The organism is Pseudomonas argentinensis (genome assembly GCF_001839655.2).
In the GTDB taxonomy this organism is placed as follows: Bacteria; Pseudomonadota; Gammaproteobacteria; order Pseudomonadales; family Pseudomonadaceae; genus Aquipseudomonas; species Aquipseudomonas argentinensis_B.
On the sequence record NZ_CP056087.1, the window covers coordinates 3,055,357 to 3,069,075 of the forward strand.

The following is a 13,719-nucleotide window of genomic DNA, read 5'->3' on the forward strand; positions in this document are numbered from 1 at the left end:
GGCACCGGGCAGGCCAGTGCCGCATCACCACCAGAGAGGGAGCCTTATCAGATGACTCACCGCACTATCGCCATGGCCCTGTTCACTGCCAGTCTTGCCGTGACGTTGCCGGTCGCTGCGATGACCGAGCAGCAATTCCAGGACAAGGCCGAGCAGGTGTTCGCGCCATTGATGGACGAGTACGACGTGCCGGGCCTGGCGGTCGGCATCACCTGGCAGGGCAAGCACCATGTGTTCACCAGGGGCCTGGCGAACCGTGAAGCAGCCACGCCGGTGTCTCGCCAGACGCTGTTCGAGCTGGGCTCCCTGAGCAAGACCTTCAACGTCACCCTGGCAGCATTGGCCCAGGAGCGTGGCTTGCTGTCGCTGGATGATCAGGTCGGCGAGCGCCTTCCGGTGTTGAAGGCCTCGCCGGTCGGTGCGTTGAGCCTGATGGATCTGGCTACCCATCAAAGCAGTGGCCTGCCGCTGCAGGTACCGGATGACATCAAGGGCGACAGTGCGCTGATGACCTGGCTGCGCCAGTGGCAGCCGACGGCTGGCGCGGGCCATGAGCGGGCCTACTCCAACGTCAGCATTGGCCTGCTGGGGCGTATTTCCGCCAGCGCATTCGGGCAGCCCTATGCCCAGGCGCTGCAGGAGCAGGTATTGGCGCCGCTGGCGCTCGCCAGCACCTATGTCCAGGTACCCGCCGCGCAGATGCAGCGCTATGCCTACGGCTATGGGCGGCAGGACGACAAGGCCATCCGGGTGAGCCCCGGCATGCTGGATGCGGAGGCCTACGGCTTGAGGTCGAACATCGACGACATGCTGCGTTTCGTCGATATCAACCTGGGCTCAACGGCGGCGCCCAAACCACTCGCCGCCGCCATCGCGGCTACCCACCAGGGGGTGACGCGAACCGCGCCGTTCACCCAGGCGATGATCTGGGAGCGTTATCCCTGGCCGCTTTCACGTGAACAACTGCTGGCCGGCAACGCGCCGTCCATGGCCCTGGAAGCGCAGCCTGCCAGCCGCTTGGCCAAGCGGGAAGCCGGCGAGCAGGGCGTGCTGTTCGGCAAGACCGGCTCGACCAATGGCTTTGGCGGCTACGCAGCCTTCGTGCCCGACGAGCGCATTGGCGTGGTCATGCTGGCCAACCGCAACGTGCCCCTCGAAGCCCGAGTCGATGCGTCCTACAAGCTGCTGCAGCAGGTGTTGGAAACCGGCCGCTGAAGCTCAAGCGCAGCGGTCCTCATAACGTCTTGCAGCTTTCCCGTCAGGCATAAAAAAGGTTCATCACGGATTGCCGGGAAAGACGCTCTTGATCTTCATGAAAAAGAATTCGCTATCCCGGTAACCGTACGCCATCCGCTTGATCACCTTTATTCGATTGTTTATTCCTTCCAACTGACCGGTGTGCATCGGCCAGCGAACCCGGCTGATGATGCCCCGCCAGTAAGTCTTTAGTCGTTTGGCGAACTGGATCAGAGCCGGTAGTTCGCTTTCCTGGGCATGGCGCAGCCATTGCTTCCAGGCCGATCGCCAGGCCCAGGCAGTACTCGGCGTCCAGAGTGTTTTGAGTTCAGCCTTCATCAAATAGACCGTCATCAACGCTTGGTTGGCGGCCAGCAGGTCCTCCAGACGGACCTGTTGTTCCGGCGCTTTCAAGTTCTGCGGATTGCGCAGCAATAGCCATCGCGCCTGCTTGATGACCTTGCGGGCAGGCTTGTCGTGGCGCAACCGGTTAGCCTCGTCGACGCGGACCCGATCAATCACCTCTCGGCCATATTTGGCCACCACATGGAAGAGGTCGTAGACCACTCTCGCGTTGAGAGAGTGCTGACGAACCTCCAGGTCAAAAGCAGTGTTCATGTCCATCGCCACCGCTTCGATTCGAGCACAACCCTCTGGCCCCAGTTCTTCGAAGAAAGGCCTGACTGCCGCTCGGCTGCGGCCTTCACCGATCCACAGCACTCGCCGGGTATCCGCATCCAGCACCACACTGGCGTAACGATGACCTTTGAAAAGGGCGAACTCGTCCATCACTAGGCGTCGCGGTTGCGCCTTTGGCAAAACGCTCAACGCCGCTTGCAAGGCTCGACGCTCCAGCAACCGAACGGTGTCCCAATGCAGCCCGAACATCTGAGCCACGTGTAGCGTGGGAAGGCGCTCGCAGGCTTGAATGACTGCCTCGGCTAAGCGGCGCGTCATGCGGGCATAGCGGTCCAGCCAACTGACAGCCTCCATGCGCTTGCCGCAGTCACGACAGCCCACCCGCCTGAGCAACACGCTGAGGCGCACCGCACGGCCGAGAATCGGCAGATCGCGAATGGTTCGTTCGCAATACTCATGAGTGGTTGAACAGGGCTTTTGGCAGCCGCCACAGGAAGGGAATCGGGTGGCGTGGGGAATCAGTTCGATCTGAAGCGCGTCGCCATCAGGCTTGATCGTGACGACAGAAAAGCCCTCCCAAAAAGGAAGGAAAGTATTAATATCGCGCATAAGAACGCCGGTTTGGTAGATGTGTTTGCTCGCACGAACATCATCAATCAAATCGGCGTTCTTGTTTCTGTGTTTCCCGGGATTCCGTGAAGAACCATAAAAAAGCCCCGCGCTGGGCGGGGCTCTTTCTGACGCGGGTGAAGCCTTACGCTTGAACGACCGGGATGTTCGCGTTGGCCGCGGCCTCGCGGAACTCGGCGATCTGGTCGAAGCTCAGGTAGCGGTAAACGTCGGCAGCCATGCTGTCGATGTTCTTCGCGTACTCCATGTACTCCTCGACGGTCGGCAGCTTGCCGATGATCGATGCGACAGCGGCCAGTTCGGCCGATGCCAGGTACACGTTGGCACCATCGCCCAGACGGTTCGGGAAGTTGCGCGTCGAGGTAGACACCACGGTGGAGTTCGCCGCCACACGTGCCTGGTTACCCATGCACAGCGAGCAACCCGGCATTTCCATGCGTGCACCGGCCTTGCCGTAGATACCGTAGTAGCCTTCTTCGGTCAGCTGGTGAGCGTCCATCTTGGTCGGTGGCGACAGCCACAGACGGGTCGGGATGGAACCCTTGACCTTGTCGAGCAGCTTGCCGGCAGCGCGGAAGTGGCCGATGTTGGTCATGCACGAACCGATGAACACTTCATCGATCTTCTCGCCCTGAACGCTCGACAGCAGGCGTGCGTCGTCCGGGTCGTTCGGCGCGCAGAGTACAGGCTCCTTGACGTCGGCCAGGTCGATTTCGATGATCTCGGCGTACTCGGCGTCGGCGTCGGCGGACAGCAGTTCCGGCTTGGCCAGCCAGGCTTCCATGGCCTGAGCGCGACGCTCCATGGTGCGGGCATCGCCGTAGCCTTCGCTGATCATCCAGCGCAGCAGGGTGATGTTCGACTTCAGGTACTCGGCGATGGCCTTTTCCGGCAGCTTGATGGTGCAGCCGGCAGCGGAGCGCTCGGCCGAGGCGTCGGACAGCTCGAATGCCTGCTCGACGGTCAACTCGTCAAGGCCTTCGATCTCCAGGATGCGGCCGGAGAAGATGTTCTTCTTGCCTTTCTTCTCGACGGTCAGCAGGCCCTTCTGGATGGCGTAGTAGGGGATGGCGTGGACCAGGTCACGCAGGGTGATGCCCGGTTGCAGCTTGCCCTTGAAACGCACCAGAACGGATTCCGGCATGTCCAGCGGCATCACGCCGGTGGCGGCGGCGAAGGCCACCAGGCCGGAGCCGGCCGGGAAGCTGATGCCGATCGGGAAGCGGGTGTGCGAGTCGCCGCCGGTGCCGACGGTGTCGGGCAGCAGCATGCGGTTCAGCCAGCTGTGGATGATGCCGTCGCCAGGACGCAGGGACACGCCGCCACGGGTGCGGATGAAATCCGGCAGGGTGTGGTGGGTGGTGACGTCGATCGGCTTCGGATAGGCCGCTGTGTGGCAGAACGACTGCATGACCAGGTCAGCGGAGAAGCCAAGGCAGGCCAGGTCCTTGAGCTCGTCGCGGGTCATCGGGCCGGTGGTGTCCTGGGAACCGACGGTGGTCATCTTCGGTTCGCAGTAAGTGCCTGGGCGAACGCCTTTGCCTTCCGGCAGGCCGCAGGCCTTGCCGACCATCTTCTGGGCCAGGGTGTAGCCCTTGCCGGTGTCGACCGGGGCTTCCGGCAGTTTGAACAGGTCGGTTGGGCCCAGGCCCAGCTCGGCGCGGGCCTTGTCGGTCAGGCCGCGGCCGACGATCAGCGGGATACGGCCGCCCGCGCGGACTTCGTCGAGCAGCACCGGGGTCTTCAGTTCGAAGGTGGTGATGACCTCGTCGGTGCCGTGCTTGCAGACCTTGCCCGCATGGGGATAGACGTCGATCACGTCGCCCATCTCGATATTCGACACGTCGAACTCGATCGGCAGGGCGCCGGCATCTTCCATGGTGTTATAGAAGATCGGGGCGATCTTGGAGCCGAAGCAGAAGCCGCCAGCGCGCTTGTTCGGCACGTACGGAATGTCGTCACCGAAGAACCACAGCACCGAGTTGGTGGCGGATTTACGCGAGGAACCGGTACCGACCACGTCACCGACGTAGGCAACCGGGAAGCCCTTGGCGCGTACTTCTTCGATCTGCTTCAGCGGGCCGATGGAGCCTGGCTGCTCGGGAACGATGCCATCGCGGGCCATTTTCAGCATGGCCAGGGCGTGCAGCGGAATGTCCGGGCGCGACCAGGCGTCCGGGGCAGGCGAAAGGTCGTCGGTGTTGGTTTCGCCGGGCACCTTGAAAACGGTCAGGCTGTACTTCTCGGCGATCGCCGGGCGCTTGGTGAACCACTCACCGGCGGCCCAGGACTCCAGAACGGCCTTGGCATTGGCGTTACCCGCCTTGGCTTTCTCGGCGACGTCGTGGAAGGCGTCGAACATCAGCAGGGTGTGCTTGAGCTGTTCGGCAGCTACGGTGCCCAGCTCGGCGCTATCGAGCAGCTCGACCAGGGTGGCGATGTTGTAGCCGCCCTGCATGGTGCCGAGCAGTTCGGTGGCGCGCTTCTTGTCGAGCAGCGGGGAGGTGGCTTCACCCTTGGCGACGGCGGACAGGAAGCCGGCCTTCACGTAGGCCGCTTCGTCGACGCCTGGCGGCACGCGATTGGTGATCAGATCGAGGAGGAATTCTTCTTCGCCGGCCGGCGGGTTCTTCAGCAGGTCGACGAGACCGGCCGTTTGTTCGGCGTTTAGCGGCTGGGGCACGATACCCTGGGCGGCACGCTCTGCTACGTGTTTGCGGTAGGCTTCAAGCACAGTTATTACCCTCATCAGTGGTCCCAAATGGGAAGTCCGGGACGCATGCAGGAAAGCATCAAACACATCCGTTGCGCAGCCTCATGGGCTGAGCACGATGGTTTCGATGCTTCCATCCGGAAGCTGCTTTCAAAGTTTTACGCCTGCAGAGCGGGGCTGATGAGGGGCTGGCATGGCCTGAGGGTGACCACGCCAACATCGCGCTGCAGGATCGACTGTGCTCGTGACGCTTTGAAAACAGCTTCCAACGGACATTGGCGCCTTTGGCAAGGCGCGCTGATTCTAGCGGAATCTTCGCGCGAAGTTAAGTGAAAGACCCATCGACCTCTGGGGTGATCCCCATTAGACAAAGGGCTAAGATGCACCCCTTCATTGTCCGGTTTATCGATTCAACGCATGCCCAATCAACGTATCAAGACACCTTGCATAGGTCTGTGCTCCACGGTATTCGGGGATACCGTATGCCGTGGTTGCAAGCGCTTTCACCATGAGGTGATCAACTGGAACGGCTACAGCGACGAGGAAAAGCAGTCGGTGTGGCTGCGCCTGGAAATGTTGCTGGTGCAGGTGATGACCGCCAAGCTGGAAGTGTTCGATGAGGCGCTGCTGCTCAAACAGCTGCAGCAGCGGCAGATTCGCTTCGTTGCGCAGCAGTCGGCCTATTGCTGGGCCTATCAGTTGCTGGCCCGCGGTGCCCGGGTGATCACCCAGCTGGAAGCCTACGGCATCGTATTGCTGCCCGAATTTCGCGATTGGGAGTTGCCGGAGCTGCGCGACGCCATCGACCGCGAGTTCTTTCTGCTCTCCGAAGCGCATTTCGAACGCTATATCGCGCCGCGCTTCCTCAAGGAAGGCATGGAGCTGCGCGTCTGATTCGCACGCGCGGTTCTTGAATGCAAAAAGCCCGGCACCTGGCCGGGCTTTTTCTTGCCGCGAGACCTGTCAGCGGTATTCGCACAGGTAGGCGGTGTCCTGTTCGACCTTGAGCTGGAACTTGCTGTCGGCCGGCACGGTGAAGCGGCTGCCGGCCGTGAAGGTTTCCCAATTGTCGCTGCCCGGCAGCTTGACGGTCAGGGCACCTGCGATCACGTGCATGATCTCCAGCTGGCCGGTGCCGAATTCGTATTCGCCTGCCGCCATCACGCCAATCGTGGCCGGGCCTTCTGCCATGCCGAACGCGATGGATTTGACGGTACCGTCGAAATACTCGTTGACCTTGAACATGTGCATCCTCGTGAGCGGCAGAATAGGTGGCTGGCAAGTATGCCCAAGGCATCTGGTGGCGTCACGTGTTGCGCGTGCCGCTTCGCTCGACCATGACCAAGGGCAGCAGGCGGGCGGTATTGCGTGCATCGTTCAGTGCGCGGTGCTGCTGGCCGCTGAAGCTGATGCCCGCCAGCTGCAGTGCGGCATTCAGGCCAACCGGACGGGGCAGTTGCCGCTCCTCGGTGAAGCGGCGCTTGAGATTGAGGTGGGGTAGCGTCTGCAAATGGCTGGTGAGTTCATGGCGCTGCCAGTCCTGCTCCAGCTGCTGGCGATCGTAATCGCCCCAGCTGCACCAGCCCTGCAGGCGCGGGTGATAGGGCTCCAGCCAACGCTCGAATTGCGGCCACAGCACCGGCAGCGTGGCGGCTTGATCCACTTCCGACTGGCTGATATGGGTCAACTGTCGGCAGAAGCGGGTCAGCATAGGGCGGCGCAATGGCCTTACGAAACGTTGGAAATGGTCGATCTCATGGCCGCCGGCATCGACCAGGCTGGCGCCGATTTCGATGATCTCCATGTGTTCCACCGGCCAGCCACCTTCTTCGGTGGTGGCTTCCAGGTCGATGACCAGCCAATACCCCATTGCCGCTCCTTTTGCTGCCGTCATGCCAGGGTCGCTCAGGGCTCAGACCGACGAGTGGTGCGATTCGTGCCATATATGAAATGCCATCATGGCCATTGTGTCTTTGCGGCGCTGGCTATACTTGCGCACGGAAGACCGTGGTTCTCTATTTCCCGCGTGAAAGGTGAGTGTGCTTCATGGATGACTCTGTGGTGTTTTCAGATGACGAGACGATTGGTGAAAGCACCCACCAGGCGTGGCGCATCCTGACCGTTGATGACGACCCTGACTTCCAGCGCGCAACCGCCTTTGCGATCGGCGAGATGGACATCCTCGGCCGGCGCGTCGAGATCCAGCAGGCTTTCAGCAACCGCGAGGCCGCCATGCTGCTGGCCGAGCAGCAGGATTTCGCCCTGGTGTTGCTCGATGTGGTGATGGAGACCGAAGACGCCGGGCTGCGTTTGGTCAAGACCCTGCGCGAGGTCATCGGCAACGCCGAGATCCGCATCGTCCTGCTCACCGGCGAGCCCGGCATGGCACCGGTGCAGAGCGTGATGCGCGACTACGACATCAACGACTACTGGTCCAAGAGCGAACTGAGCGCCGAGCGCCTGCGCACGGTGCTCACCGCCGGGCTGCGCAGCTACTCCCAGCTCAAGGCCACTGCCCGGGCACGCCGCGGCCTGCAGATGATCGTCGAGTCCAGCAATGCGCTGTTCTGTTCGAAGAACACCCGTGAGCTGTCGGCCAAGATTCTTTCCGAGATCGCCTCGCTGCTCGATCTCCAGGCCGAGGGCATCGTCTGTGTGAAGGCCCATGATGCCGGGCCCGGCGAGCTGCCTGACGCCTATGTGATCAGTGCCAGCGGCCGCTTCTACGGTTCCATCGACGGCAACCTCAATGGCCTGGGCGATGACGCGGTGGCCAGTGCGCTGCGCTGCTGCCTGCAAAAGCAGGCCACCCTGCGTTTCGACGATTGCACGGTGCTGTTCTTTCCGCGTTTCCAGGCGGGTGCGGACTACGCCTGCTACGTGGCCACCGAGCGTACGCTGGACGATACCGAGCTGGAGCTGCTCGAGGTGTTCAGTGCCAGCATCAGCCGAGGGCTCTACAACGTGGCGCTGTTCAGCCGCCTGGAGGAGATGGCCTACCAGGACGACCTGCTGAAGATTCCCAACCGCAATGCGTTGATCCGCATGCTCGACATGACCCTGAGCAGCCCCAACAAGAATGATCGGGTGCTGGTGCTGCTCGACATCGACAACTTCTCGGGTGCCAACACCGCTTTCGGGACCGGCTATGGAGACTTCATCCTCGGGCTGGTGGCCAACCGCCTGCGCGATGCCTTCGATGGCAATGTACTGATCGCGCGGATCCGCGATGATCTGTTCGCCGTGCTGGGCCCCGAGGATCAGGTGCGCGCCGAGGACATCGTGGCCTTGTTCCGTCGTCCCAACCGGCCCTACGAGCTGGGCCAGGTGCACAGCCTGAGCAGTGTCACCCTGTATCTGCGCGATTTCGAAGACAGCGCCAGCGTGGCGCTGCAGGACGCAAGGCTGACCCTCAAACAGGCCAAGCAGCTGGGCCATGACCAGCACGTGGTGCACGACCGCCGGCTGCAGAGCGCCCATGCCGAGTCGTTTCGCCTGTTGCTGGCGCTGCGTGATGCGGTGGCCAGCGACCTGATCAGCATCGAGCTGCAACCCCAGATCGATCTGCGCAGCGGCGTGGTCACCGGGGTCGAGGCCCTGGCACGCTGGTACCAGGCTGACGGCAAGGCAGTCCCGCCGCTGCAGTTCATTCCGCTGGCCGAGGCCACCGGCTACATCCTGCCCCTAGGCGATCTGCTCATGCGCCTGGCGTTGCAGGCAGCGCGGCGCCTGGCCGAAGGGGGTTACCGCGACATCCGCGTGGCGATCAACGTGTCGGCCACCCAACTGCTGCAGCGCGACTTCATCGAGCGATTCACCCTGCACCTGGAGGCGGCCGGCGTAAATGCTGACCAGGTCGAGCTGGAAATCACCGAGTCGGTGGCCATGCGTTCGTTCGAGCAGGTCTGCGAGCAGCTGCTGGCGCTGCGCGCGATGGGCGTCAAGGTGGCCATCGACGACTTCGGGACCGGTTTCTCGTCTCTCAACTACCTGCGCCAGCTGCCGGCCGACCGCTTGAAGATCGACCGTAGTTTCGTCGAGGAGCTGCGTGCGCAGGACGATGGTCAGGCAATCGCCGAAGCGATCATCCAGATCGCACGCCGTGTCGGCATGACGGTGATCGCCGAGGGCGTGGAGAACCAGCAGCAGGCCGAGTGGTTGAAACAGCATGATTGCCTGGAGGCCCAGGGCTATCTGTATGCCAGGCCAATGCCACTGGAGCGCCTGCTGACCTGGCTGGGCGAGCGTTCGCCGCGGTGATGAAGCGCCGCATCGCCGGCTGGCGAACGGCGCTTGCCAGGCCGCTGCCGCGCAATCTGCTGGTGTTGTTTCTGCCCTGGTCGCTGCTGATCGTGGTGCTCAGCCTGTTGCTCTACGATCGTATGCTCAATGATCGCCTGGAGCCGCTGCTCGAGGCGCAGACCGACAGCCTCAACGAGGGCGTGGCAGTGCTGGAGCGGCACCTGTCGAGTCTGCGTGGCGACCTGCAGTTTCTCAGCCAGCAGCCCTTGCTCAAGCGCGCCGTGAGGCAGGATGCCGACGATAGCGACGCCGCGCTGAGTGAGCTGTTCGCCGAGTTTTCCAACAGCCGGGCGATCTACCAGCACATCCGCTGGCTCGACGAGAGCGGCATGGAGCGGGTACGCATCGACAGCGTTGCGGGAAAGGCGCAGCGGGTTGCCGCAGCGGATTTGCAGAATGACTCGGCCGCCTATTATTTCGTGGAGACCATGCATCTCTTCAAGGGTGAGTCGTACCTGTCGCGCTTCGATCTCGAGCGAAAGTACCGGCCTGACGGCTCCGTCGACTCCCTGATACCGATCCTGCGTGCGGCGGTGCCGGTTTTCAGCGAGCGTGGCGAGCGGCGCGGCATCCTGATCCTCGACTATCGCGCCGAGCGCTTGCTGGAGCGGCTGCGCGAAACCTCCGTGGCCTATGGTGGCTGGTTGCAGCTGCTCGATCATGAAGGTTACTGGATGCTCGGCGAGCGCCCCGAACACGCCTGGGGCTTCTTGCTGGGCAAGCCCGAACTGACCCTTGCCAGCCACCAGCCGTCGAGCTGGCGACGCTTGCAGAGCGAGCAGCGTGGCTCGTTCATCGATTCGGCAGGCTTCTGGGCCTACAGCCATTTCCGGCCGAGCGATGCCGCTTCGGCAACCTCCAATGCCGCCGACCACTGGCTGTTGCTGTCTCACCTGCCTGCCCAGAACCTGAGCGAATTGCGCTGGGACGTCCTGTGGCGCGTCCTGCTGTTCTTCAGCGTCCTGCAGGGCGTGGGGCTCTTGATCAGCGTGCGTCGCGCCATCGACGAGGCCGAGCGGCTGCGCGCCGAGCACGGCCTGCACCTGAGCAGTCGGGCCCTGGCCGCCAGCAACGAGCAGTTGCAGCGTACCGTCGAGCAGTTGCAGCGCACGCGCCGTGCTTTGCTGCAGGCTGAAAAGCTGTCGTCCCTTGGCACCATGGTGGCCGGCGTCGCCCATGAGTTGAATACGCCAATAGGCGCCGCCAGCGTGGCGGCTTCGACCCTGGAGCGGGCCAGCCAGGAGTTCCAGGTGGCGATGCGCGAAGGCCTGAAGCGCACCACCCTGGAGCGTTTCGTGCAGCGTACCGACGACGGCCTGAGCATCATTCTGGTCAGCCTGGAGCGCATGTCGCAGTTGACCCGCGCCTTCAAGCAACTGGCCACCGACCGTGCCAGCACGGAACGGCGGCGCTTCGACCTGCGTGAACTGGTGGAGGAGGTGGTGCTGCTGTTGCAGCCGAAACTGCGCCAGAACGATCATCGGATCCTGGTGGAGGTAGCCCCGAATCTGCTACTGGACAGCTACCCGGGGCCTCTAGGGCAAATCGTGCAGAATCTCGTCGACAATGCCCTGGTTCATGCATTCGATCCCGGGGTGAAAGGTGTGGTCACCGTCCGTGGTCAGGTCGATGAGGCGCAAGGCCAGTGCGTGATCGAGGTCATCGACGATGGTCGCGGCATGAACGAGGAACTGATGGGCAAGATATTCGACCCGTTCTTCACCACCCGGCGCGGCCAGGGCGGTACCGGCCTGGGCTTGCATATCACCCACCAGCTGGCGGTGGATGTGCTCGGCGCCGAGCTGGAGGTCCACAGCACGCCGGGAGCGGGGGCGCGCTTCAGCATTCGCTTTGATTTGAACTGACTGTCGAGGCTGCCTGCTCGCCGTGCGGTAGGCTAGAATCGCCGCCGTTTGCTGCATGCCCCTTGTTCGAGGTCCGTTCCATGCAATGCCGTCCTGGTTGTGGCGCCTGCTGTATCTCCCCGTCGATCAGTTCCTTCATCCCGGGTATGCCCAATGGCAAGGCTGCCGGCGAGCGCTGCGTGAATCTGGCCGAGGACAATCGTTGTTCGATCTTCGGGCGCGAGGATCGACCCGCCGTGTGCGCCGCATTTTCGGCCGATTTCGCTGTCTGCGGTAATAGCCGTGAAGAAGCCATCCGCCTGCTGGCGTGGCTGGAAGGTGCCACGGCAACGGCTGTCTGACCCTCTACAGACAAACCCCGGAGAATGAAATGTCGTTGACCCGTTTGTTGCTAGCAAGTACGGCGCTGTGTCTCGCCTCTGCCGCCCATGCCGAGGACTGGCGCCTGGCCAAGGACGAGGAGGGCATCAAGGTCTACCTCAGCGAGGTGGCTGGCTCTCCCTACAAGGCTTACCGCGGCGTTACCCTGATCAAGAGCGATGTGGCCAAGCTCAGGGCGCTGCAGGAGGACGTGGTGGCTTCCTGTGGCTGGATTCACGAGTGCCAGGAGCAACGGCTACTCAAGCAAGAAGGGGATAAAAGCTGGACCTACACCCGTTTCAACACGCCATGGCCGGTGACGCCACGGGATTCGATCATCGAGGTCACCACCGAGCAGGGCGCCAATGGCAGCGTGACTCGCACCCTGCACGGCGTGCCTGATTATCGCCCCGAGGAAAAGGGCTATGTGCGCGTTGCCAGTGTCGAAGGCCATTGGACGATGACGCCCAAGCCCGACGGCATGGTCGAGGTGGAGTACGAAGCGCATACCGATCCCGGTGGCAGCGTGCCGTCCTGGTTGTCCAACAAGTTCGTGGTGGAGGCGCCATTCAATACGCTCAAGGGCATGCGCGAAAAGGCCCAGCAGTAATATTTCCAGGCCATAAAAAAACCCGCCATTGAGGCGGGTTTTTTGTTTCCGGGTGACGATCGATCAGTCGTCGCCGCCCATGATGCCGAAGATCTGCAGCAGGCTGACGAACAGGTTGTAGATCGATACGTACAGACTGATGGTCGCCATGATGTAGTTGCGCTCACCACCGTGAATGATCGCGCTGGTCTGGAACAGGATACAGGCCGACGAGAACAGTACGAAGCCAGCGCTGATCGCCAGTTGCAGGCCGCTGATCTGGAAGAAGAAGCTGGCCAGTACCGCACCCAGCAGGACGAAGAAGCCGGCGGTGATGAAACCGCTCAGGAAGCTCATGTCCTTGCGCGTGGTCAGCACATAAGCCGACAGGCCGCAGAAAACCACGGCCGTCATCATGAACGCGGAGCTGACGACTTCGGCACCGTTGGCCATGCCCAGGTAACGGTTGAGAATCGGGCCCAGGGTATAGCCCATGAAGCCGGTGAGGGCGAAGGTCGACAGCAGGCCCCAGCCGGAATCACGCAGCTTGGCGGTCAGGAAAAACAGGCCATAGAAGCCGATCAGCACCACAAAGATGTTCGGGTAGGGGACGTTGGCACGCTGTGCCATGAAGGCCACGATGCCGCTGAATGCCAGGGTGAGAGCCAGCAAACCGTATGTATTACGCAGAACGCTGCTGACTGCGGTTTGTTCAACCCGTGTAGGGCTATGGGCGTAATCTTGTTCGCGCATGGCGACACTCCTAGTAAATGCTGTTGGTCCGTGACCAAGGTCGAGAAGCATCTTAGCAGAGCCTTGGGTACTGCCAAGTCAGAGTGTTTGACAGTGTGTTGCGTTCCGGTAAGATGCCGCCCGCAGCCTGGGAGGTTGCAAAGGAATGTTTCGGCAAGCCGAGACAGTTCGTGTCGACCTGGAGGGTTGGCAGAGCGGTTGAATGCACCGGTCTTGAAAACCGGCGAACGTTAATAGCGTTCCCAGGGTTCGAATCCCTGGCCCTCCACCACTTCTGAAAAAGCCCGGCGTTCGCTGGGTTTGTTCGTCGTCCTCTATAGCTATAGCTATAGCTATAGCTATAGCTATAGCTATAGCTATAGCTATAGCGCGCGAGTGCGCCGTGCCGTAGCTCGGGAAGGAGAGATGCACGCCAGTCCCTTGCCCGGGTTCGCTTTCGATGGTCAGTGGACCATTCATCTCGTGACGAAGCCGCGCACCATGGCCGGGTCAAGGCCGGTGCCCTTGCCATTTTCCTTGGTGGTGAAGAAGGGCGCGAATACCTTGTCGGGCATTTGCGCGCTGATGCCGCAGCCCGTGTCGATATCCTGCAATCGCCTAACCAAGGGCCAGGCGTGTTTGCCGCTGTCGTT

12 protein-coding genes and 1 tRNA gene are annotated in these 13,719 nt (G+C 62.1%); 7 read left to right on the forward strand and 6 right to left on the reverse strand.

The features are described from left to right. The first annotated feature begins 51 nt into the window (after positions 1-51). The gene (ampC, locus tag SA190iCDA_RS13520; RefSeq protein ID WP_070887696.1) at positions 52-1,215 is read left to right on the forward strand and encodes a class C beta-lactamase; all 1,164 of its coding nucleotides are present in this window, start codon (positions 52-54) and stop codon (positions 1,213-1,215) included. Positions 1,216-1,278: 63 nt separating this feature from the next. On the opposite strand, the gene SA190iCDA_RS13525 is transcribed toward ampC, so the two are convergent. Then, entirely contained in the window at positions 1,279-2,484 is a 1,206-nt protein-coding gene (locus SA190iCDA_RS13525; RefSeq protein ID WP_329610185.1) for an ISL3 family transposase, read from the reverse strand. A gap of 145 nt (positions 2,485-2,629) precedes the next feature. Further along, positions 2,630-5,239 carry a bifunctional aconitate hydratase 2/2-methylisocitrate dehydratase gene (gene acnB / locus SA190iCDA_RS13530; protein WP_070887317.1) on the reverse strand — a complete coding sequence of 870 codons (2,610 nt, stop codon included), beginning with the start codon at positions 5,237-5,239 and terminating at the stop codon, positions 2,630-2,632. Between the two features lie 396 nt (positions 5,240-5,635). Here acnB and SA190iCDA_RS13535 point away from each other — a divergent pair, with 396 nt between their 5' ends. Beyond that, a complete protein-coding gene (locus SA190iCDA_RS13535; RefSeq protein ID WP_070887318.1) occupies positions 5,636-6,112 on the forward strand; it encodes a DUF1289 domain-containing protein in 477 nt (158 codons plus the stop codon). Positions 6,113-6,181: 69 nt separating this feature from the next. Here SA190iCDA_RS13535 and SA190iCDA_RS13540 read toward each other — a convergent pair whose 3' ends face one another. Further along, the gene (locus SA190iCDA_RS13540) at positions 6,182-6,463 is read right to left on the reverse strand and encodes a pyrimidine/purine nucleoside phosphorylase (RefSeq protein WP_070887319.1); all 282 of its coding nucleotides are present in this window, start codon (positions 6,461-6,463) and stop codon (positions 6,182-6,184) included. Positions 6,464-6,524: 61 nt separating this feature from the next. Further along, entirely contained in the window at positions 6,525-7,088 is a 564-nt protein-coding gene (locus SA190iCDA_RS13545; RefSeq protein WP_070887320.1) for an exonuclease domain-containing protein, read from the reverse strand. Between the two features lie 176 nt (positions 7,089-7,264). On the opposite strand from SA190iCDA_RS13545, the gene SA190iCDA_RS13550 reads away from it, so the two are divergent. From SA190iCDA_RS13550 to SA190iCDA_RS13565, 4 genes are all read left to right on the forward strand, one after another. Beyond that, positions 7,265-9,478 carry an EAL domain-containing protein gene (locus SA190iCDA_RS13550; protein ID WP_070887321.1) on the forward strand — a complete coding sequence of 738 codons (2,214 nt, stop codon included), beginning with the start codon at positions 7,265-7,267 and terminating at the stop codon, positions 9,476-9,478. Then, complete coding sequence (locus SA190iCDA_RS13555; protein WP_070887322.1) at positions 9,478-11,385, forward strand: sensor histidine kinase; 1,908 nt, start codon at positions 9,478-9,480, stop codon at positions 11,383-11,385. Before SA190iCDA_RS13550 ends, SA190iCDA_RS13555 begins: the two co-directional genes overlap by 1 nt. 80 nt (positions 11,386-11,465) lie before the next feature. Continuing rightward, positions 11,466-11,726, forward strand: a complete 261-nt coding sequence (locus SA190iCDA_RS13560) for a YkgJ family cysteine cluster protein (RefSeq protein ID WP_070887505.1) — start codon at positions 11,466-11,468, stop codon at positions 11,724-11,726. A 29-nt stretch (positions 11,727-11,755) separates the two neighbouring features. After that, entirely contained in the window at positions 11,756-12,355 is a 600-nt protein-coding gene (locus SA190iCDA_RS13565) for an START domain-containing protein (RefSeq protein ID WP_070887323.1), read from the forward strand. Between the two features lie 63 nt (positions 12,356-12,418). Here the strand turns inward: SA190iCDA_RS13565 and SA190iCDA_RS13570 are convergent, their stop codons facing one another. Further along, positions 12,419-13,087 (reverse strand): Bax inhibitor-1/YccA family protein, encoded by a 669-nt coding sequence (locus SA190iCDA_RS13570; RefSeq protein WP_027905471.1) that lies wholly within the window; start codon positions 13,085-13,087, stop codon positions 12,419-12,421. A 180-nt stretch (positions 13,088-13,267) separates the two neighbouring features. Between SA190iCDA_RS13570 and SA190iCDA_RS13575 the strand changes: the two genes are divergently transcribed. Next, a tRNA-Ser gene (locus SA190iCDA_RS13575) sits at positions 13,268-13,358 on the forward strand. Positions 13,359-13,542: 184 nt separating this feature from the next. Here SA190iCDA_RS13575 and SA190iCDA_RS13580 read toward each other — a convergent pair. Continuing rightward, the gene (locus SA190iCDA_RS13580) at positions 13,543-13,680 is read right to left on the reverse strand and encodes a hypothetical protein (protein WP_139159542.1); all 138 of its coding nucleotides are present in this window, start codon (positions 13,678-13,680) and stop codon (positions 13,543-13,545) included. Positions 13,681-13,719 lie beyond the last annotated feature (39 nt).

What these genes read in the sequence shown, in the direction of transcription:
- ampC (WP_070887696.1), top strand. Translation starts at nt 52, where the DNA reads ATGACTCACCGCACTATCGCCATGGCCCTGTTCACTGCCAGTCTTGCC.
- SA190iCDA_RS13525 (WP_329610185.1), bottom strand. Translation starts at nt 2,484, where the DNA reads ATGCGCGATATTAATACTTTCCTTCCTTTTTGGGAGGGCTTTTCTGTC.
- SA190iCDA_RS13535 (WP_070887318.1), top strand. Translation starts at nt 5,636, where the DNA reads ATGCCCAATCAACGTATCAAGACACCTTGCATAGGTCTGTGCTCCACG.
- SA190iCDA_RS13540 (WP_070887319.1), bottom strand. Translation starts at nt 6,463, where the DNA reads ATGTTCAAGGTCAACGAGTATTTCGACGGTACCGTCAAATCCATCGCG.
- SA190iCDA_RS13545 (WP_070887320.1), bottom strand. Translation starts at nt 7,088, where the DNA reads ATGGGGTATTGGCTGGTCATCGACCTGGAAGCCACCACCGAAGAAGGT.
- SA190iCDA_RS13550 (WP_070887321.1), top strand. Translation starts at nt 7,265, where the DNA reads ATGGATGACTCTGTGGTGTTTTCAGATGACGAGACGATTGGTGAAAGC.
- SA190iCDA_RS13555 (WP_070887322.1), top strand. Translation starts at nt 9,478, where the DNA reads ATGAAGCGCCGCATCGCCGGCTGGCGAACGGCGCTTGCCAGGCCGCTG.
- SA190iCDA_RS13560 (WP_070887505.1), top strand. Translation starts at nt 11,466, where the DNA reads ATGCAATGCCGTCCTGGTTGTGGCGCCTGCTGTATCTCCCCGTCGATC.
- SA190iCDA_RS13565 (WP_070887323.1), top strand. Translation starts at nt 11,756, where the DNA reads ATGTCGTTGACCCGTTTGTTGCTAGCAAGTACGGCGCTGTGTCTCGCC.
- SA190iCDA_RS13570 (WP_027905471.1), bottom strand. Translation starts at nt 13,087, where the DNA reads ATGCGCGAACAAGATTACGCCCATAGCCCTACACGGGTTGAACAAACC.